The sequence below is a fragment of the Pseudomonas sp. JQ36 genome (assembly GCF_053851495.1).
In genome coordinates this window covers 4,890,907-4,910,039 of the sequence record NZ_CM132642.1, presented here as the reverse complement: position 1 = coordinate 4,910,039, position 19,133 = coordinate 4,890,907, and the positions used below count along the sequence as shown (strand labels likewise).

General features: G+C 61.2%; 18 protein-coding genes. 8 read left to right on the top strand and 10 right to left on the bottom strand.

The features are described from left to right. Positions 1 to 9: 9 nt before the first annotated feature. From ACS4NR_RS22195 to ACS4NR_RS22185, 3 genes are all read right to left on the bottom strand, one after another. Complete coding sequence (locus ACS4NR_RS22195; protein ID WP_027610228.1) at positions 10 to 780, bottom strand: MetQ/NlpA family ABC transporter substrate-binding protein; 771 nt, start codon at positions 778 to 780, stop codon at positions 10 to 12. A 77-nt stretch (positions 781 to 857) separates the two neighbouring features. Continuing rightward, positions 858 to 1,532, bottom strand: a complete 675-nt coding sequence (locus ACS4NR_RS22190) for a methionine ABC transporter permease (RefSeq protein ID WP_027610229.1) — start codon at positions 1,530 to 1,532, stop codon at positions 858 to 860. After that, on the bottom strand, positions 1,532 to 2,539 hold the full coding sequence (locus ACS4NR_RS22185; protein WP_027610230.1) for a methionine ABC transporter ATP-binding protein: 1,008 nt from the start codon (positions 2,537 to 2,539) through the stop codon (positions 1,532 to 1,534). Before ACS4NR_RS22185 ends, ACS4NR_RS22190 begins: the two co-directional genes overlap by 1 nt. Before the next feature lie 260 nt (positions 2,540 to 2,799). Here ACS4NR_RS22185 and katE point away from each other — a divergent pair, with 260 nt between their 5' ends. Further along, positions 2,800 to 4,941 carry a catalase HPII gene (gene katE / locus ACS4NR_RS22180; protein ID WP_456018349.1) on the top strand — a complete coding sequence of 714 codons (2,142 nt, stop codon included), beginning with the start codon at positions 2,800 to 2,802 and terminating at the stop codon, positions 4,939 to 4,941. Between the two features lie 93 nt (positions 4,942 to 5,034). On the opposite strand, the gene ACS4NR_RS22175 is transcribed toward katE, so the two are convergent. Genes ACS4NR_RS22175 through ACS4NR_RS22160 form a run of 4 tightly spaced genes read right to left on the bottom strand, consistent with a single transcriptional unit; the run spans position 5,035 to position 7,834 of the window. Next, positions 5,035 to 5,748: a PA5502 family lipoprotein gene (locus ACS4NR_RS22175; RefSeq protein WP_253150590.1), complete on the bottom strand. Its 714-nt coding sequence runs from the start codon at positions 5,746 to 5,748 to the stop codon at positions 5,035 to 5,037. Between the two features lie 37 nt (positions 5,749 to 5,785). Beyond that, entirely contained in the window at positions 5,786 to 6,574 is a 789-nt protein-coding gene (gene znuB / locus ACS4NR_RS22170; RefSeq protein ID WP_095139736.1) for a zinc ABC transporter permease subunit ZnuB, read from the bottom strand. Further along, the gene (gene znuC, locus ACS4NR_RS22165; protein ID WP_095139737.1) at positions 6,567 to 7,352 is read right to left on the bottom strand and encodes a zinc ABC transporter ATP-binding protein ZnuC; all 786 of its coding nucleotides are present in this window, start codon (positions 7,350 to 7,352) and stop codon (positions 6,567 to 6,569) included. The genes znuB and znuC overlap by 8 nt, the downstream gene beginning before the upstream one ends. Further along, positions 7,352 to 7,834 (bottom strand): Fur family transcriptional regulator, encoded by a 483-nt coding sequence (locus ACS4NR_RS22160; RefSeq protein ID WP_007962761.1) that lies wholly within the window; start codon positions 7,832 to 7,834, stop codon positions 7,352 to 7,354. Before ACS4NR_RS22160 ends, znuC begins: the two co-directional genes overlap by 1 nt. A 66-nt stretch (positions 7,835 to 7,900) precedes the next feature. On the opposite strand from ACS4NR_RS22160, the gene ACS4NR_RS22155 reads away from it, so the two are divergent. Then, a complete protein-coding gene (locus ACS4NR_RS22155) occupies positions 7,901 to 8,821 on the top strand; it encodes a zinc ABC transporter substrate-binding protein (RefSeq protein WP_443533464.1) in 921 nt (306 codons plus the stop codon). Between the two features lie 127 nt (positions 8,822 to 8,948). On the opposite strand, the gene ACS4NR_RS22150 is transcribed toward ACS4NR_RS22155, so the two are convergent. Together ACS4NR_RS22150 and ACS4NR_RS22145 are read right to left on the bottom strand one after the other, a co-directional pair. Then, the gene (locus ACS4NR_RS22150; RefSeq protein WP_443533462.1) at positions 8,949 to 9,902 is read right to left on the bottom strand and encodes a homoserine kinase; all 954 of its coding nucleotides are present in this window, start codon (positions 9,900 to 9,902) and stop codon (positions 8,949 to 8,951) included. A 54-nt stretch (positions 9,903 to 9,956) separates the two neighbouring features. Further along, on the bottom strand, positions 9,957 to 10,247 hold the full coding sequence (locus tag ACS4NR_RS22145; protein ID WP_095139740.1) for a DUF2782 domain-containing protein: 291 nt from the start codon (positions 10,245 to 10,247) through the stop codon (positions 9,957 to 9,959). A gap of 74 nt (positions 10,248 to 10,321) precedes the next feature. On the opposite strand from ACS4NR_RS22145, the gene polA reads away from it, so the two are divergent. Continuing rightward, positions 10,322 to 13,126 (top strand): DNA polymerase I, encoded by a 2,805-nt coding sequence (polA, locus tag ACS4NR_RS22140; protein WP_456018348.1) that lies wholly within the window; start codon positions 10,322 to 10,324, stop codon positions 13,124 to 13,126. A 410-nt stretch (positions 13,127 to 13,536) separates the two neighbouring features. On the opposite strand, the gene yihA is transcribed toward polA, so the two are convergent. Next, entirely contained in the window at positions 13,537 to 14,187 is a 651-nt protein-coding gene (yihA, locus tag ACS4NR_RS22135) for a ribosome biogenesis GTP-binding protein YihA/YsxC (protein ID WP_095139742.1), read from the bottom strand. Between the two features lie 191 nt (positions 14,188 to 14,378). On the opposite strand from yihA, the gene ACS4NR_RS22130 reads away from it, so the two are divergent. The 5 genes from ACS4NR_RS22130 (at position 14,379) to ACS4NR_RS22110 (ending at position 19,132) form a co-directional block, all read left to right on the top strand. Continuing rightward, positions 14,379 to 14,684 (top strand): c-type cytochrome, encoded by a 306-nt coding sequence (locus ACS4NR_RS22130; RefSeq protein ID WP_041073683.1) that lies wholly within the window; start codon positions 14,379 to 14,381, stop codon positions 14,682 to 14,684. A gap of 32 nt (positions 14,685 to 14,716) precedes the next feature. Then, positions 14,717 to 15,328 carry a c-type cytochrome gene (locus tag ACS4NR_RS22125; RefSeq protein ID WP_456018347.1) on the top strand — a complete coding sequence of 204 codons (612 nt, stop codon included), beginning with the start codon at positions 14,717 to 14,719 and terminating at the stop codon, positions 15,326 to 15,328. A 200-nt stretch (positions 15,329 to 15,528) separates the two neighbouring features. Beyond that, positions 15,529 to 16,170 (top strand): thiol:disulfide interchange protein DsbA/DsbL, encoded by a 642-nt coding sequence (locus tag ACS4NR_RS22120; protein ID WP_095139744.1) that lies wholly within the window; start codon positions 15,529 to 15,531, stop codon positions 16,168 to 16,170. 14 nt (positions 16,171 to 16,184) lie between these two features. Beyond that, positions 16,185 to 17,063 carry an endonuclease/exonuclease/phosphatase family protein gene (locus ACS4NR_RS22115; RefSeq protein ID WP_095139745.1) on the top strand — a complete coding sequence of 293 codons (879 nt, stop codon included), beginning with the start codon at positions 16,185 to 16,187 and terminating at the stop codon, positions 17,061 to 17,063. Further along, a complete protein-coding gene (locus ACS4NR_RS22110; protein ID WP_456018346.1) occupies positions 17,060 to 19,132 on the top strand; it encodes a diguanylate cyclase in 2,073 nt (690 codons plus the stop codon). Before ACS4NR_RS22115 ends, ACS4NR_RS22110 begins: the two co-directional genes overlap by 4 nt. Position 19,133: the final 1 nt, after the last annotated feature.

The window sequence follows — 19,133 nt, the reverse complement described above, 5'->3', positions numbered from 1 at the left end:
CAATCTAAATCAGAACGCCGGCAATACCGCGCCTTTGTACTTCTCGGTAATGAATTTCTTCACTTCCGGGCTGTGCAGCGCAGCCGCCAGTTTCTGCATCGCGGCGCTGTCCTTGTTGTCCGCACGAGACACCAGGATGTTCACGTACGGCGAGTCGTTGCCTTCGATCACCAGCGCATCCTTGGACGGATCGAGCTTGGCTTCCAGCGCGTAGTTGGTGTTGATCAGCGCCAGATCGACCTGGGTCAGCACGCGCGGGATGGTCGCGGCCTCCAGTTCACGGATTTTCAGGTCTTTCGGGTTCTGCGCGATGTCCTTCGGGGTCGACAGAATGTTGGTCGGATCCTTCAGGGTGATCAGGCCAGCCTTGGCCAGCAGCAACAGCGCACGGCCACCGTTGGTGGCGTCGTTCGGGATCACCACGTTGGCGCCGCTTGGCAGGTCCTTCAGATCCTTGATCTTGTTCGAGTAGGCGCCCAGTGGTTCCAGATGCACGCCGGTCACCGCCACCAGGCTGGTGCCCTTGGCCTTGTTGAACTCATCGAGGTATGGCTGGTGCTGGAAGAAGTTGGCGTCCAGGCGCTTCTCGGCCACCTGCACGTTCGGCTGAATGTAGTCGGTGAAGACCTTGACCTTCAGATCCACGCCTTCTTTGGCCAGGGCAGGCTTCACGAATTCGAGGATTTCCGCGTGTGGCACCGGGGTGGCGGCGACAGTCAGGGTTTCGGCGTGGGCCGAAAAAGCGGCTACGGCAGCGAAAGCAGCGATCAGTTTTTTCATTCAGCTAACTCCTTATGAGGCGCCCGTCTGGCGCCTGCCAGCGAATGGCCGGCTCATTTCTTGATTACAAAAACCGGTTATTTGCGCGAGAAATGCACGACCAGTCGATCACCTACCATTTGCAGCACTTGCACCAGAATCAGCAGCAACACCACGGTGACGATCATCACGTCAGTCTGGAAACGCTGATAGCCGAAACGGATCGCCAGGTCACCCAGACCACCGGCACCGACCACACCGGCCATCGCCGTGTAGGACACCAGTGTAATCGCGGTCACCGTAATCGCCGCGAAGATGCCCGGACGGGCCTCCGGCAGCAAGGCGTTCATGATGATCTGCCGGGTGGTCGCGCCCATCGACTGGGTGGCTTCAATGATGCCGCGATCGACTTCACGCAGGGCGGTTTCCACCAGACGCGCAAAGAACGGGGTCGCACCTACCACCAACGGCGGAATCGCACCGGCCACGCCCAGCGAAGTGCCGGTGATCAGCACGGTGAACGGGATCATCACGATCAACAGAATGATGAACGGCAACGAACGCAGGATGTTCACCGCCAACGACATGAAGGCGTAGAGGCCTCGGTTTTCCAGCAACTGACGCGGGCTGCAGAGAAACAGCAGCACGCCCAGCGGCAGACCGAGCAATACGGTGAACAGCAGCGAACCACCGAGCATCAGCATGGTGTCGCCAGTGGCCAGCCAGATTTCCAGCCAATCGATGTTCTCGAAGAAAGCCTTGAGCATTTCCATTAACGCAGCACCTCCATATGAACGTCAGCGGCGGTGAAGCGGGCGAACGCCGCTTCCATGTCGCCACCGGTGACGGCGAGGGTCAATTGCCCGTAAGGAATGTCTTTGATGCGGTCGATGCGACCGGCGAGGATGCTGTAGTCGACCCCGGTTTCCCGGGCAACGGTACCGAGCAACGGCGCGTAGGTCGCTTCGCCCTGGAAGGTCAGACGCACGATGCGACCCGGCACGTGAGCGAAGTCATCGCGTTGTTCGCTTTCGTCGATCTGCTCGCTTTCCTGAACGAAACGCTTGGTAGTCGGGTGCTGCGGATGCAGGAACACATCGGCCACCGAACCCTGCTCGACGATCACCCCGGCGTCCATCACCGCGACTTGATCGCAGACGCGACGGATCACGTCCATCTCGTGGGTGATCAGGACGATGGTCAGCTTCAGTTCACGATTGATCTCGGCCAGCAGTTGCAGAACCGACGCGGTGGTCTGCGGGTCGAGGGCGCTGGTGGCCTCGTCGCACAGCAGAATTTTCGGCTTGGTCGCCAGGGCGCGGGCGATGCCGACGCGCTGCTTCTGGCCGCCGGACAGCTGCGCCGGATACTTCTTGGCGTGATCCGACAGACCGACCCGCGCCAGCAATTCGGCGACGCGCTGATTGATCTCGCTGCTCGACAGTTCGCCGGCCAGGGTCAGCGGCAGCGCGACGTTGTCGGCCACGGTCTTGGAGGCGAGCAGGTTGAAGTGCTGGAAGATCATCCCGACTTGCTGGCGGAAACGGCGCAGGCCGTTGGCGTCCAGCGCGGTGACTTCTTCGCCGTCGACGATGATCTTGCCGCCGCTGGAGTCTTCCAGGCGATTGATCAGACGCAGCAGGGTACTTTTTCCCGCACCGGAATGGCCGATCAGGCCGAAGACCTGACCGTTTTCAATTGAAAGACTGGTCGGGTGCAGGGCGGGGATGTCCTTACCGGCGACGCGGTAAGTTTTGTGGACGTTTTGAAACTCGATCACGTAGCGAACCTTGTGGGGCGCGTTAGAAAAGGATCAGCGGTTAGCCGGGCGCGCATTTTAGCCTGTCCGTATAGAGGTTCTTAGCATTTATTTCGCAATTAACCTTCAATTTGGCAATAACAAGATCAAAGGTCATAAAAAAGGAACGCCCGTTCCCGCTCATTGGTCACTAGTTAAGCGACTTGAAACCCTGGGTAACCGTGCCCGGAAACGCTCAAGAGTCCCCGTCGAAACGGGGTCAACCGAGGAGTTTACGTCTGATGAGCAGCAAGAAACCTACGACCGACAAAAGCCAGCTGGCCGGAACCGATACCAAGGATCGCGCCAACACCAACGCCAAACTCGACAGCCTGGAGAAATTTCGCTCCGACGCTACCGGCCAGGCCCTGCGCACCAACCAAGGGGTAAAGGTCGCCGATAACCAGAACACGCTCAAAGCCGGCCCGCGCGGGCCGTCGTTGCTGGAAGACTTCATCATGCGTGAGAAAATCACGCACTTTGACCACGAACGCATTCCGGAGCGCATCGTTCACGCGCGCGGCACCGGCGCCCATGGTTTCTTCCAGGCCTACGAGAACCATTCGACACTGACCAAGGCCGGCTTCCTGCAAGACCCGGGGAAAAAGACCCCGGTATTCGTGCGTTTTTCCACGGTGCAGGGGCCACGCGGTTCCGGTGACACCGTGCGCGACGTGCGCGGTTTCGCGGTGAAGTTCTTCACCGATGAGGGCAACTTCGATCTGGTCGGCAACAACATGCCGGTGTTCTTCATTCAGGACGCGATCAAGTTCCCCGACTTCGTCCACGCGGTGAAGCCCGAGCCACACAATGAGATCCCCACTGGCGGCTCGGCCCACGACACCTTCTGGGACTTCGTCTCGCTGGTGCCGGAATCGGCGCACATGGTGATCTGGGCGATGTCCGACCGGGCGATCCCGAAAAGCCTGCGCAGCATGCAGGGCTTTGGCGTGCACACCTTCCGCCTGATCAACGCCGAGGGCAAATCGCGCTTCGTCAAATTCCACTGGCGCCCGACCGCCGGCACCTGCTCGCTGGTGTGGGACGAGGCGCAGAAGCTCGCCGGTAAAGACACCGATTACCACCGTCGCGATCTCTGGGAAGCCATCGAGATGGGCGACTACCCGGAATGGGAGCTGGGCGTGCAGATCATCGAGGAGGAAAACGAACATGACTTCGATTTTGACATCCTCGACCCGACCAAGCTGATCCCCGAAGAAATCGTGCCGATCACCCCGCTGGGCAAGATGACCCTCAACCGCAACCCGGACAACTTCTTTGCAGAGACCGAGCAGGTCGCGTTCTGCCCCGGCCACATCGTGCCCGGCATCGACTTCTCCAATGACCCGCTGCTGCAAGGTCGGCTGTTTTCCTACACCGACACGCAAATCAGCCGACTGGGTGGGCCGAACTTTCATGAGCTGCCGATCAACCGCCCGGTGGCACCGTTCCACAACGGCCAGCGCGACGCCCAGCACCGCACAGTGATCGACAAGGGGCGCGCGTCCTACGAGCCGAACTCGATCGATGGCGGCTGGCCGAAAGAAACCCCGCCAGCCGCGCAGGACGGCGGCTTCGAGAGTTACCCGGAACGCATCGATGCGAACAAGATCCGCCAGCGCAGCGAGTCGTTCAGCGACCATTTCTCGCAGGCGCGGCTGTTCTTCAACAGCATGAGTGAGCACGAGAAGGAGCACATCATCGCCGCGTACAGCTTCGAGCTGGGCAAGGTCGAACGTGAGTTCATCCGTGCGCGGCAGGTGAACGAGATTCTCGCCAACATCGACCTGGAACTGGCTAAACGCGTGGCGGCCAACCTCGGATTGCCAGCGCCAGGCAAAGGCACGGTCGAGGTGCGTAAAACCTCGTTCGATCATTCGCCGGCGCTGAGTCAGGCCAACCTGCTGCCAGAGGACATCAAAACCCGAAAAGTGGCGATTCTTGCCGCTAACGGCGTCGATGGTGCAGCGATTGATGCGATGAAAAAGGCCTTGGAAGCAGAAGGTGCGCACGCCAAGCTGCTCGGCCCGACTTCGGCACCGGTGAAGACTGCCGACGGCAAAGCCCTGCCGGTGGACGCGTCCATGGAGGGCATGCCATCGGTAATCTTCGATGCGGTGTTCGTGCCAGGTGGCGCGGCGTCGATCAAGGCGTTGAGTGGCGACGGCGTGGCGCTGCATTACCTGCTGGAGGCCTACAAGCACCTGAAGGCGATTGCGCTGCACGGCGAGGCCAAGCAATTGCAGGATCTGCTGAAGCTCGAGGCGGATGCGGGGTTGCTGCAGGGCAAGGATGTACCGGGGTTGACCAAGCCGTTCTTCACGGCGATCGGGCAGCATCGGGTTTGGGCGCGGGAGCCTAAGGCCAAGGCTATTCCAGCTTAAGTTCTTGGCTGGCTGAGAGGACGCCTTCGCGAGCAAGCCCGCTCCCACAGGGTTCACGCTGTACCTGTGGGAGCGGGCTTGCTCGCGAAGCTTTTAGGGTTTGGCTGGAATCAGAACCATCTGCGCCGGCACCGTACGCAGAATCTGTTTCTCGATCCGCAGCTCGAAATCCGGATTCAGTTTCTTCACACGCTTTTTCAGCAACGTCGCCAGCCAAGGGTAGTCCTGAGTGCGCGGCGCCTGAATGCTCACGGCACACTCGTAATTCACCACATCGGCGGCGATCGCGTCGAGTTGCCGGCGAAGTTTGCGACTATCGTTGATGTTCAGCGCCACCGTGGTGCTTTCGGCAGTCGGATCGATGACCTTGGCTTTCGGTTTGGCTTCGGCCGCCAGCAGCGCCGCTTCGGCTTTCTCCAGCTCGGCTTTGCGCGCTTCGGTGATGGCGCCATTGACGCCACCGGTCAGCGCCGGGGCTTTGGGCATCAGGGCACGGGCACGGCTCAGCGCGGTGGCTGCGGCGTTCACATCGCCTTTCTGCAATACGATCTGGCTGCGGCGCAGGTAGGCCTCGGCCAACTGGCGCTGATATTGCTCGAGGGACTGATCGTTGGGGTTTTGTGCCTGCAACGCGGCCAACTGGTCTTCAGCGGTGGCCAGTTCGCTACTGGCCAGGCTTTGCTCCAGCTGTGCGATGGCCGTGGCCCGCGCGTCGGGGGCTTCGGCCACCGGCGGCGTGCTTTGGCAGGCGCCCAGCAGCACGGAAAATGCGACAAGGAGCAGATAACGGGAGGCGAACGGCTTCATTCCTGCGACTCTCTAATTGCGCAAAAAGCGAGCAAGTCTACACCCCTCGACGGGGCAGAACAAAACTCAGCAGAAACAGTGCGGCCGCCGTCACAACGATCGACGGCCCCGCCGGGGTGTCCTTGAACCATGACAGCGCCAGCCCGCCACACACCGCGAGCATGCCCAGCAGGCTCGCGCCCAGCGCCATCTGCTCCGGCGAACGGGCGTGACGCTGTGCCGCAGCCGCCGGAATGATCAACAGCGAAGTAATCAGCAACACCCCGACGATTTTCATCGCCACCGCGATCACCACTGCAATCAACAACATCAGCGCCATGCGCAGGCCCGCCACCGGCAGACCTTCGACCTTGGCCAATTCCTCATGCACAGTGATCGCCAGCAGCGGCCGCCACAGCGTGACGAGCAATATCAGCACTGCCGCGCTGCCGCCGAGGATCCACGCCAGATCGGTCGGGCTGATCGCCAGCAGGTCACCGAACAGATAGGCCATCAGGTCGATCCGCACTTCATGCATGAAGCTTAGTACCACCAGCCCGAGAGAGAGCGTGCTCGGTGCGAGAATTCCCAACAACGTGTCGGAGGCCAGCGGCTGGCGCTGTTGCAAGGTCACCAGCAGCACCGCCAGCAACAGGCAGCCGACGGTCACCGCGACCGTCGGGCTGACATCCAGCAGAAAGCCCAGGGCCACGCCAAGCAGCGCAGCGTGTGACAGGGTATCGCCGAAATAGGCCATGCGCCGCCAGACCACGAACGAACCCAATGGCCCGGCCACCAGCGCCAGCGCCAGACCTGCAAGCAGGGCATACAACAGAAAATCAGCCATGCTTGCAGTGGTCTCCGTGAACGTGGGTGTGGCCCGCATCGGGCGCCTTGACCACCGAACCGTGCAGGTCGTGGGCGTGGTCGTGATGGTGGTGATAGATCGCCAGGCTCGGCGCATTCTTGCCGAACAGCTCGACAAACGCCGGATCGCCGCTGACCTGCTCGGGATGCCCGGAGCAACAGACGTGGCGATTCAGACAAACCACCTGATCGGTGGTGCTCATCACCAGATGCAAATCGTGGGACACCATCAGCACGCCGCAGCCGTGACGGTCACGCAGGCGGGTGATCAGGCTGTACAGCTCGGCCTGCCCGGCGACATCGACGCCCTGCACCGGCTCATCCAGCACCAACAGCTCCGGCTCGCGCAGCAGCGCCCGGGCCAGCAGCACGCGCTGCATTTCACCGCCGGACACGCTTTGCACCGGGCTGTCGATGACGTGTTCGGCGCCGACTTCCTTGAGCGCTGCCAGCGCACGCGGACGATCTACGCCGGGCACCAAGCGCAGGAAGCGCAGAACCGACAGCGGCAGGGTCGGATCGACGTGCAGTTTCTGCGGCATGTAGCCGACGCGCAGTTTCGGCTTGCGCCAGACGCTGCCGCTGTCCGGTTTCAGCAGCCCGAGCACGGCCCGCACCAGAGTGGTCTTGCCGGCGCCATTGGGGCCGATCAGGGTGACGATCTGCCCCGGCTCGACGCTCAGCTCGATGTTGTCCAGCACGGTCTGCCCGGCAAAAGTGACGGCGACCTGCTCAAGACGGATCAACGGGTTGCTCATCAAGCCCCCTGGCAACCGGAGCACAGGCCGACCACTTCGACGGTCTGCGCTTCGACGATGAAACCGACATCCTTGGCGCTGTGGATGATCGCGTCGCTGATGGCTTTCTGTTCCAGCTCGATGGCAGCGTGGCACTCGCGGCAGATCAGGAACTGGCCCTGATGCGCATGCTCGGGATGCACGCAACCGACGAAGGCGTTGAGCGAGGAGATGCGGTGCACCAGGCCGTTTTCCAGCAGGAAATCCAGCGCGCGGTACACGGTCGGCGGCGCGGCGCGGCGACCGTCCTGCTCGCTCAGTACCGCGAGAATGTCGTAGGCGCCCAGTGGCTTGTGGCTCTGCCACACCAGTTCCAGCACGCGCCGGCGCAGCGCAGTCAGGCGCAGGCCTTTCTGGGCGCACAAAGTATCGGCCTCGGTCAGTGCGCTGTGCACGCAATGAGAGTGGTCGTGGGGACGGCTGGCAATCGGTGTAATAGGCATGGGCGGCGACGAGTTTTGATAGAGACGTTATTATGTTACCCGTTCTCGCCTCATTGAGTGGTCATCGTGTCCCGACTTTTTTCTGTTTTTGTGGCTTTTATCGCCAGTTTTCTGCTGATCGGTTCGGCTCAGGCCGAGGTCAGGGTCCTCACTAGCATCAAACCGCTGCAGTTGATTGCCGCGGCGGTGCAGGACGGGATCGCCATTCCGGAAGTGCTGCTGCCACCGGGTGCCTCGCCGCACAACTACGCGCTGCGCCCGTCCGACGTACGGAAGGTGCAATCGGTGGACCTGCTGTACTGGATCGGCCCGGACATGGAAGGATTCCTGCCCCGCGTGCTGAACGGTCGCACGCTGCCGAGCGTGGCCGTGCAGGATCTGCCGGGCATGAAACTGCGCCGCTTTGCCGAAGACAGCCACTCCCACGCCGAAGACGCCGACGAGCATGATCACGATCATCGCCCGGGCACCCTGGACGCGCACTTGTGGTTATCGCCGGTCAACGCGCGGGTGATTGCCGACAGGATGGCGGCTGATTTGAGCGCTGCGGACCCGGCGAATGCCGAGCGTTATCAGAGCAATGCCAAGGCCTTCGATGAGCGCCTCGATGCGCTGGATGCACGTTTGAAGCAACGTCTGGCCGGCATTGAGGGCAAGCCCTACTTTGTCTTCCACGAGGCGTTTGATTACTTTGAAGAGGCTTACGGCCTGAAGCACACCGGCGTGTTCAGTGTGGCGGCGGAAGTGCAGCCCGGCGCGCAGCATGTGGCGGCAATGCGCAAACGCCTGCAGGAAGTCGGCAAGACCTGTGTGTTCAGCGAACCACCGTTGCGTCCACGCCTGGCGGAGACGCTGGTAGCGGGTCTGCCGGTGAAACTGGCGGAGTTGGATGCGCTGGGCGGCTATACGCCGGCGACGGCTCAGGGGTATGAGCAGGTGCTGGAGAAGCTGGGCAACGATCTGGCCGGGTGCCTGGAATCGTTGTAACAACGCAAAACCTGTGGCGAGGGAGCTTGCTCCCGCTTGAGTGCGCAGCACTCACAAAAATCAGGCTGACTGCCAGAATTTTGGGGCCGCTTCGCAACCCAGCGCGAGCAAGCTCGCTCGCCACAATTTAAAGCGCGAACGGCAGAGGGGTGCTGACCTGCTGCCGCTGCGCCAAGCGCTGCTCGAACTCCTGCGGATCGTGAATCAGCACGTCCTGCCCGGCAAATTGCTCGGCGGCGATCAACCGTGACAGCCAGAACCGCACACACGCCACGCGCAACATGGTCGGCCATAGCTCCGCTTCGGCGGCAGTGAACGGACGCAGCGCCGCATACGCGCCAAGGAATGCGCGGGCGCGCGGCCCGTCAATCAAGCCTTCCTCGTCCGAACACCAGTCATTCAAGGCAATCGCCACGTCATAGAGCATCGGCCCCGAACAGGCGTTGTAGAAGTCGATCAACCCGGTCAGGTGCGTCCCTTCGAACATCGCGTTATCACGGAACAGGTCGGCGTGAATGTTGGCCCGTGGCAGCGCGAGGATTCTGTCTTTCTGCGCCGTGATTTCCTCCAGCGCCTTGTGCAGCAGCGCACGCGGCTCGTCGCTCAGGTGCGAGAGAAACTCGCTGCCCTCTTCCAGCATCCAGTCCAGGCCACGATCGGTCTTGCGCTTGATCATGCGCTCGCCCTGGGTCGCCAGGTGCAGATGCGCCTGCAACTCGCCGACCTGCGCGCAATGCTGAGCGTTGGCGACTTTGATGTGTTTGCCGGACAGCCGCGGTTGCAGCAGCGCCGGTTTGCCCTTGAGCTCACGCAACGCCACGCCGTCGGTGGTGCGCAGTGCGTAAGGCACCGGCAGATCGGCCTCGTGCAGCACGTCGAGCAGGTCGATGAAGAACGGCATCTCCTGCACCGGGCCACGCTCGACCAGGGTCAGGACGAATTCGCCCTGCTCAAGGCTGATAAAGAAATTGGTGTTTTCGCTGCCGGCGGCGATCCCCTGGAAATCGAGCAGACGGCCGAGCCCGTAAGGGGCGAGAAAGGTTTCCAGCTCGGGCCGAGCCAGGGGGGTGAACACAGACATGTTTTAACTGCCAGTACGGGCACCGCCAATCGCGGCACCGGGTGAATTAAAAATCTACTTCCATTCGAAAATTTTCCACGACGGAATCAGCATATCCGGCTGATCCGAGCGGATGAAGTTTGCATCCGTCCCGTCTGCGCGCACCAGAAAGTAAGGTGGCGCGCCCTTCGGCGTGACTTTGATCGCGTACAGGAACCCGTTTTGACGATATTCCTGAATCGTCTTGTCGCCTTCCGTGCGAATGGTGACTTCAGGATCTCCCGACGGCGCATCATCCGCCGCGATCGCGGCCAATGGTGAGGCAGCAATCAAACCGACCAGCAGCAAGCGATTTAACGTACGCATGATAACCTTGTCCCTTTGTCGTCAACGGTCCCGCTATTCTAGCGCCGGGCCCGCCGAAAAGGTTGATTCTGCTCATGAGCCAAGCCCCCCTCGTCCTGGTGGACGGTTCGTCTTACCTGTACCGCGCTTTCCATGCCCTGCCACCGCTGACCACCTCCAAAGGCCTGCCGACCGGCGCGGTCAAAGGTGTGCTGAACATGCTCAAGAGTCTGCGCAAGCAGTATCCGGACAGTCCGTTCGCCGTGGTCTTCGACGCCAAGGGCGGGACGTTTCGCGACGAGATGTACGCCGAATACAAGGCCAACCGTCCGAGCATGCCCGACGACATGCGCGTGCAGATCGAACCGCTGCACCAGAGCGTGATCGCCCTCGGTTTCCCGCTGCTGTGCGTGGAAGGCGTCGAGGCCGACGACGTGATCGGCACCTTGGCGCGCAGCAGCGCAGCGGCAGATCGCCCGGTGATTATCTCCACCGGCGACAAGGACATGGCGCAACTGGTCGACGGCCACATTACCTTGGTCAACACCATGTCCGGTAGCTCGATGGACGTGGAGGGCGTGAAGGAGAAATTCGGCGTCGCTCCCGAGCAGATCATCGATTATCTGGCGCTGATGGGCGATTCTTCCGACAACATTCCGGGTGTTCCCGGCATCGGTCCGAAGACCGCTTCCGGCCTGCTGGTCGGCGTCAACGGCGGCCTGACCGAGCTGTACGCGAATCTCGACATCGTGCCGACCCTGCCGATTCGTGGGGCCAAGACCCTGCCGGCCAAGCTCGAAGAGCACAAGGAGATGGCCTTCCTCTCCTATCAACTGGCGACCATCAAGGTCGACGTGCCGCTGGACATCGGCCTCGATGACCTGCAAATGGGCGCGGAAGACCCGGCCAAGCTCTACGAGTTGTACACCCTGCTGGAATTCAAAAGCTGGATCAATGATCTGGATCGCGATGCCAAGCGCCAGGAACTGAGTGCCGCTACCGAGCCTGCGCCGGCTGGCGATCTGTTCAGCGCGCCGCCAGCCGAAGTGCCCGCCGCCCCTGCCGAAGCTACTTACGAAACCATCCTCGATCAGGCGCGCTTCGATGTCTGGCTGGAGAAACTGAACAACGCCAAGCTGTTCGCTTTCGACACCGAAACCACCGGCATCGACGCGCAACAGGCGCAACTGGTCGGCCTGTCGTTCGCGGTGCAGGCCAACGAAGCGGCGTACATCCCGCTGACCCACTCCTACATCGGCGTGCCCGAGCAACTGGATCGCGACACAGTGCTGCGCGCGCTGAAGCCGATTCTGGAAGACCCGAACAAGCTCAAGGTCGGCCAGCACGCCAAGTTCGACATGAACATTCTGGCCAACTGCGCCATCGGCGGTGATCAGAACGAAGGCATCACCGTGCGCGGCATCGCTTTCGACACCATGCTTGAGTCCTACGTGCTCAATTCCACCGCCACCCGCCACGACATGGACAGCCTCGCGCAGAAGTACCTGGATCACACCACCGTGAGCTTCCAGGACATCGCCGGCAAAGGCGCCAAGCAGCTGACCTTCGACCAGATCGCTCTGGAGCAGGCCGGCCCTTACGCCGCCGAGGACGCCGACATCACCCTGCGTCTGCACCAGACCCTGTTCGAAAAACTCAGCGCGATCCCAAGCCTGGCCAGCGTCCTGGCCGACATCGAGATCCCGCTGGTGCCGGTGCTGGCGCGCATCGAGCGTCAGGGCGCGTTCGTCGATGCCGAACTGCTCGGCATCCAGAGCATCGAACTGGGCAACAAGATGGTCGCGCTGGAGCGCGAAGCGTTCGAAATCGCCGGCGAAGAATTCAACCTCGGCTCGCCCAAGCAGCTGGGCGTGATTCTCTACGAAAAACTCGGCCTGCCGGTGCTGAAGAAAACCGCCAAGGGCCAGCCATCGACAGCCGAGGAAGTGCTGGCGAAACTGGCCGAGGATGATCACCGCCTGCCGAAAGTGCTGATGGAACACCGTTCCATGAGCAAGCTGAAAAGCACCTACACCGATCGCCTGCCGGAGCAGATCAACCCGCGCACCGGGCGTATCCACACCTCGTACCACCAGGCCGTGGCATCGACCGGGCGCTTGTCTTCCAGTGATCCGAACCTGCAGAACATTCCGGTGCGTACCGCCGAAGGCCGCCGTATCCGTCAGGCATTCGTCGCGCCCAAAGGCTACAAACTGCTGGCGGCGGACTATTCGCAGATCGAACTGCGGATCATGGCCCACTTGTCCAAGGACGAAGGCCTGATGAATGCCTTCCGCAACAATCTGGACGTGCACACCGCGACCGCCGCTGAAGTGTTCAAGGTCGAGCTGAACGAAGTGACTTCCGACCAGCGCCGTAGCGCCAAGGCGATCAACTTCGGCCTGATCTACGGCATGGGCGCGCAGAAACTCGGCAAGGACATCGGCGTCGACACCAAGACCGCCAAGGCCTACATCGACACCTACTTCGCCCGCTACCCGGGTGTGCGCGAATACATGGAGCGCACCCGCAAGCAGGCAGCGGATCAGGGTTACGTCGAGACCTTCTTCGGTCGTCGTCTGTACCTGCCAGAAATCAACTCCAACAAGCCGCAGGAACGCGCTGCCGCCGAACGCACGGCGATCAACGCGCCAATGCAGGGCACCGCAGCGGACATCATCAAGAAAGCCATGGTGGCGGTGGATAACTGGCTGGCATCGTCCGGGCTGGACGCCAAAGTCATCCTTCAGGTGCACGACGAACTGGTACTGGAGGTTCGCGAGGATCTGGTCGATCAGGTGAGTCAGGAAATCCGCCTGCACATGAGCGAAGCGGCGAAACTGGACGTGCCGTTGCTGGTGGAAGTCGGCGTCGGCAACAACTGGGATGAGGCGCACTGAGGCGTCTAGCTTGGGCGTTTGCCGTGACACACTGTCGCGGCAAACGCCCGAAACGCGCTTATTTCCAAACGCGCTTGGGGTTATTCCAAAGCTTTTTGAAAAAAATCTGAACTAATCTGACGACTCACTACTCAGAGATACTGAATGGCTGGTGAAGCCCTTCGATGCTCCTATGTTGTGTTAAGTGTTGGCAGATATCTGAACCCCGCCCTAGCGGTTCGGAACTTGAACCCCGGAACTTCTCCCTCCCCATATGAAGTCCGGGGCTTTTTTTGCCTCAAAATCGGCTGTAGCGCAGTCATGCTGCGTTAAAAGCGCTAGTCAAAATGCTCATTCAGGTTCCCTAAACTGCGCTTTTTACCAGCACTTTTGCCTTGCCTGGCAGCACCACAGAGAGTTTTGAAATTCCCCTATTCTGCCTCGGCCGCCGCTTCGGCGCCTTTGTCTGCCAGCTCCATCCAGCCTGCCAACACAGTGTAGGCCTCTTCCAGGCCCATGCGTTTTGGCGCCGAGAACAGCTGGATCGTCACCAGATCACCCCAGCCCTTGCGGATTTCCGCCTGCACTTTCAGCAGCGTGTTCTTGGCGGCGCCGTAGGTCAGCTTGTCGGCCTTGGTCAGCAGGATGTGCATCGGCATGCCGGCCGCAACGGCCCAGTCGAGCATCAACAGGTCGAAGTCGGTCATTGGATGACGGATGTCCATCATCAGAATCAAACCCTTCAAACTCTCGCGGCCACCGAGGTAAGCCTCGAGGTGACGCTGCCAGTGTTGCTTGAGCGGGATCGGGACTTTTGCATAACCGTAGCCCGGCAGGTCGACCAGACGCCGTTCATCGTCTAGCTTGAAGAAGTTCAACAGCTGTGTGCGACCCGGGGTTTTCGAGGTGCGCGCCAGGCTGGCGTGAGTCAGGGTATTCAGTGCGCTGGATTTACCGGCGTTGGAACGACCGGCGAACGCCACTTCAAAACCTTCGTCGTCAGGGCATTGATCGACTTTGGCGGCACTGAGCATGAACGTGGACTGTTGGCACAGGCCGAGGATGGGATTCTTGAGTTGCATGGGATTTCCGATGTGGGCGGCGCCGGGATTGGGCGCGGAACGCGGTGTCGCTTCCGTTTCAGTGACGCCAGTATATAATGCCGCAGATTTTGTGTGTGCTTTGTCCCAGCGAAGGATGAAGTTCACGAGAGCCAAAGACCTTGATTGCGCATCAGAACGCAGAACGCTCTCAACCCTGAAAAGGTCGTTTTATGACGAAATGGCTGCTGGCTGCCGGAGTCCTGATACCGCTTTGCGGCGCACAGGCTACACAGGAACCGGAAGCCGTGTACAACCGTGTTTGTGGTGCCTGTCATTCCGGCCAACTACCCATGGCGCCCGAAAGAGGCGATCAGGCAGCTTGGACGCCGAGGTTGGCGAAAGGTATGGAGACGCTGGTGCAACACGTGACCCAGGGTTTCAAGGCGATGCCGCCGCGTGGTTTGTGCATGGACTGCAGTGCCGAGGATTACCAGGCCATCATCCTTTGGATGAGCGAGAGTAAACCCGGTCCATAACTCTTAACCCTTAGCCGTAGTTGGATTAGCTGATGAACAAATTGATCGTGAGTCTGCTGTTGACCGTGGGAATTTCAGGCTTCGCCCATGCTGCCGGTGATGCCGCCGCCGGCCAGGCAAAAGCTGCCGTATGCGGAGCCTGCCATGGCCCGGACGGCAACAGCATGGCACCCAACTTTCCCAAACTGGCCGGTCAGGGTGAACGCTACCTGACCAAGCAACTGCACGACATCAAGTCGGGCAAGCGCACCGTTCTGGAAATGACTGGCCTGCTGACCAACCTGAGCGATCAGGATCTGGCCGACATGGCCGCGTACTTCGCCAGTCAGAAAGGTAGCGTCGGCGCCGCCGATCCGAAGCTCGTCGCGCGCGGTGAAGCGCTGTTCCGCGGCGGAAACCTGACCAAGGGCCTGCCAGCCTGCACCGGCTGCCACTCGCCGAATGGCGCCGGCAACGCCGCCGCCGGCTTCCCGCATCTGGGTGGTCAACACGCTCAATACATCGCCAAGCAACTGACCGATTTCCGCAAGGAAGAAGGCGGCCGCAACAACGACGGCGACACCATGACCATGCAGACAATCGCCAAGCGTCTGAGCGACGAAGACATTGCCGCAGTCTCCAGCTACATCCAGGGCCTGCACTAACCGCCCTGAATCGAGCGTTTGCGGCGATGGACATCTCCTGCAACGTTAACGCTCGATTAATCCGTCGCAGCAAGTATAAAAAGGGTGGCTTTGGCCGCCCTTTTTTGTGGCCGCTGCCGTTACACTACAGAACTCATGCCCGCCAGGACCTGTCTGAAAACAGGTCGCGCGAGGCGACCAAAATTGTCCAGGAGTAAAGCATGCGTAATCTGATCATCAGCGCCGCTCTCGTCGCTGCCAGCCTGTTCGGCGTGACCGCCCAGGCCGCTGAAGCCCCTGCCGCACCTTATGTCGAACTGGCTAACCCGGTGCCAGTGGCAGAACCAGGCAAGATCGAGGTAGTGGAGCTGTTCTGGTACGGCTGCCCGCACTGCTACGCATTCGAGCCGGTGATCAACCCATGGGTCGAGAAGCTGCCCAAGGACGTCAACTTCGTGCGCATTCCTGCGATGTTCGGCGGCCCATGGGACGCTCACGGTCAGATGTTCCTGACCCTGGAAGCGATGGGTGTCGAGCACAAGGTTCACAACGCGGTGTTCAACGCTATCCAGAAAGAACACAAGAAGCTGACCGACCCACAAGACATGGCTGAATTTCTGGCCACCCAAGGCGTCGACAAGGACAAGTTCCTGGCAACTTTCAACTCCTTCGCCATCAAAGGTCAGATCGTAAAAGCCAAGGAACTGGCCAAGAAGTACGAGATCACTGGCGTTCCAACCATGATCGTCAACGGCAAGTACCGCTTCGACATCGGCTCTGCCGGTGGTGCCGAACAGGCTCTGCAACTGGCCGATCAACTGGTCGCCAAAGAGCGAGCGGCTAACAAGGCTGCTGCCAACTAAGCGCGGCAACCGCCATGCGCCGCTGGAAGACCGAACGCACCGTTGGCCTGCACGATCCGCAGGTCAACGAGCACCACCTGGCATCCACGGGCCTGCCAGCGGACCAGCGTCTGCGCTTGCTCAGTTTCAATATCCAGGTCGGCATCAGCACCGAGCGCTATCGGCATTACCTGACCCGCAGCTGGCAGCACCTGCTGCCGCACACCGGGCGCTCAGGCAATCTGCAAAAGATCGGCGACCTGCTCGGCGACTTCGATCTGGTCGCCCTGCAGGAAGCCGATGGCGGCAGCCTGCGTTCGGGCTACGTCAATCAAGTCGAACATCTGGCCCATCTCGGCGCCTTCCCCTACTGGTATCAACAGCTCAATCGCAACCTTGGCCGACTGGCCCAGCACAGCAATGGCGTGCTCAGTCGCCTGAAGCCGTGGGCGATCGAAGATCATCCGCTGCCCGGCCCGAAAGGTCGCGGCGCAATCCTCCTGCGTTTCGGCGAAGGCCCGGAAGCGCTGGTGGTGGTGATGATGCACCTGGCCCTCGGCGCCCGGGTCCGCAGCCTGCAACTGGCCTATATTCGCGATCTGATCAGTGGCTACAAGCACCAGATATTGATGGGCGACATGAACACCCATGCCAGTGATCTGCTACAACAGTCACCGTTACGCGATCTCGGCCTGCTGGCCCCGCAGATGCAAGCCACGTTTCCCAGCTGGCGGCCGCAGCGATGCCTTGATCATATTTTGCTCAGCCCGACCCTGACCCTGGAAAAGGTCGAAGTGCTGGCCCAACCCATTTCCGATCACCTGCCGGTCGCGGTAGAGATTCGTCTGCCGGGTTCGCTCACGGCCGATGCATTGCCCGCGTTGAGTCCTGCCCCTCGCGGAACCCCTGAATGAGCGACGACGCCCAGCGCTGGAAAGAGAAGTACCTCAAAAGCATCGAACAACAGGACAAGCTCGAACGTCGCTGGGCCGCCCGGCTCGACTTGCTGCGCCGCGGCCTGGTGCGCAGCACGCTGGCCGCTGAAGGTACCGACAAGGTCGTTGATCAGTGCATGAAAGAGATGCGCGACGTAGTGCGCACCGACGACATGGACGCCGGCCTCGCTGCTCTGCTGCCGCGCCTGGAAAAAGCCGTACTGGACTCGGAGCAGCGCCGCGAGACCCGGATCGATCAGGTCAGCACCGCGCTGACCGCGCTGGTCACCCAACTGCAAGCGTTGCCGCTGCCACGGGAAGTCGCGCAACCGCTGAAGAAATTCGCCAAGCAACTCGACAGTCGGGTCGGCCAGGCGCGGGAAATGCCGTTGCTGCTGAGCGAACTCAGTGGCCTGCAGGGTAAGGCGCTGAGCCAGCTGGAAACGCCGCCCGAGCCGGAGCGGCCGGGCTTTTTGCAGCGCCTGTTTGGCAGTCGAGACAGTGAAGGGGTGCCAGAGGCACCGGAACAGGCTCAGCCTCAGACGCCAACGCCGAACAACGCTGAAACTGCGCCAGAGCCGGTCCCCCCACCAACCCCGGCGGTCGAGCCAATTCCGGCAGCAACCGTCACCGCAGCAGCCATCGCGCAACCACCAGAGGCCGAGCATAAGCAAACGCCAGCAGTGCAGCCCGAGGCCGAATCAGCTGTGGTCGCGTTCGCGCCACCGGTCATTGCTGCAGAGCCGATCAGCGCACCGGTTGCTGCACCTGCACTACCAGTAACCGAACCTGAAGCGAAACAGCCGAACACCCCTATTACAGCGCCACCGCCTGCTGCCACGTTCAACCCCGACGAGTTGATCCACCCGGGTGACATCCCGGCACCGTTACTCCTCGACAGCCTGCCCCTGCCCGAACCGATTGCCCAGGCCTTGGCCGCCATCGATCCGGAGCAACCCGAGCAGGACATTCTGTATGCCCTGCCCGACTCGCCGGAGCCGTCTTACAGCTCGGTGGCCAAACACATCGAAGACACGCTGATCGGGCTGCTCGACGACCTGACCTTGCCCGAGCGCCATCGCCCGCAGGCCGAGGCGATGCGTGATCGGTTGAAAAATGGTTTGAACTGGTACGAACTGCTACCGATCCTCGACGATCTGGCGACGTTGATGCTGGCGATCACCGACAGCGGCCAGCACGAATTCGAAGCCTATCTGCAGCAGCTCAACGAGCGCCTCGAAGCGTTCCAGAGCAATCTGCAGGCCGCCAGCGAGGGCCACGCTGACAACAGCTCGGCGGCGCGGGCGATGGACACGCAGATTCGCGAGCAAGTCGACGGCTTGCAGACCAGCGTGCAGGAAGCGGCCGATCTGGATGATCTCAAGCAGGTGCTGGAGAACCATCTCGAAGGCCTGCTTGGCACCATGGACCAGCACCAGAAACAACGCGATGCCCGCGAGCAGGAAGTGGCGGCACGCCTTAAGGGTCTGGCCGAGCGTGTCGCGCACATGGAGCAGGAAGCTCTGGGCTTCCGCGAGCACCTGGAAGAACAGCGGCAGAAAGCCCTGATCGATCCGCTGACCGGCCTGCCCAACCGCGCTGCCTGGAGCGAGCGGCTGGAGCACGAGATCAAGCAGTGGCAGCAACACGGCAACACCTTGAGTCTGGCGATGCTCGACCTCGATCATTTCAAGCGCATCAACGACAACTACGGCCATCTGGCCGGCGACAAGGTGCTGAAGATCATCGCCACAGTGCTGCGCAAACGCCTGCGTGCTGCGGATTTCATTGCCCGTTTTGGCGGTGAGGAATTCGTTCTGCTGCTGCCGGCCACCACGCCTGCGGTGGGCGCCAAACTGCTGGAGACACTGCGCGCAGCGATCGAAGCCTGCCCGTTTCACTTCAAGGGCGAACGGGTGACGATCACCATTTCCATGGGCCTGGCGTCGTTCCGCCCGGGAGAACACAGCGATCTGGTGCTTAAAAGAGCCGATCAGGCGTTGTACCGCGCTAAAAACGGCGGACGCAACCGGGTCGAACTGGGCTGAG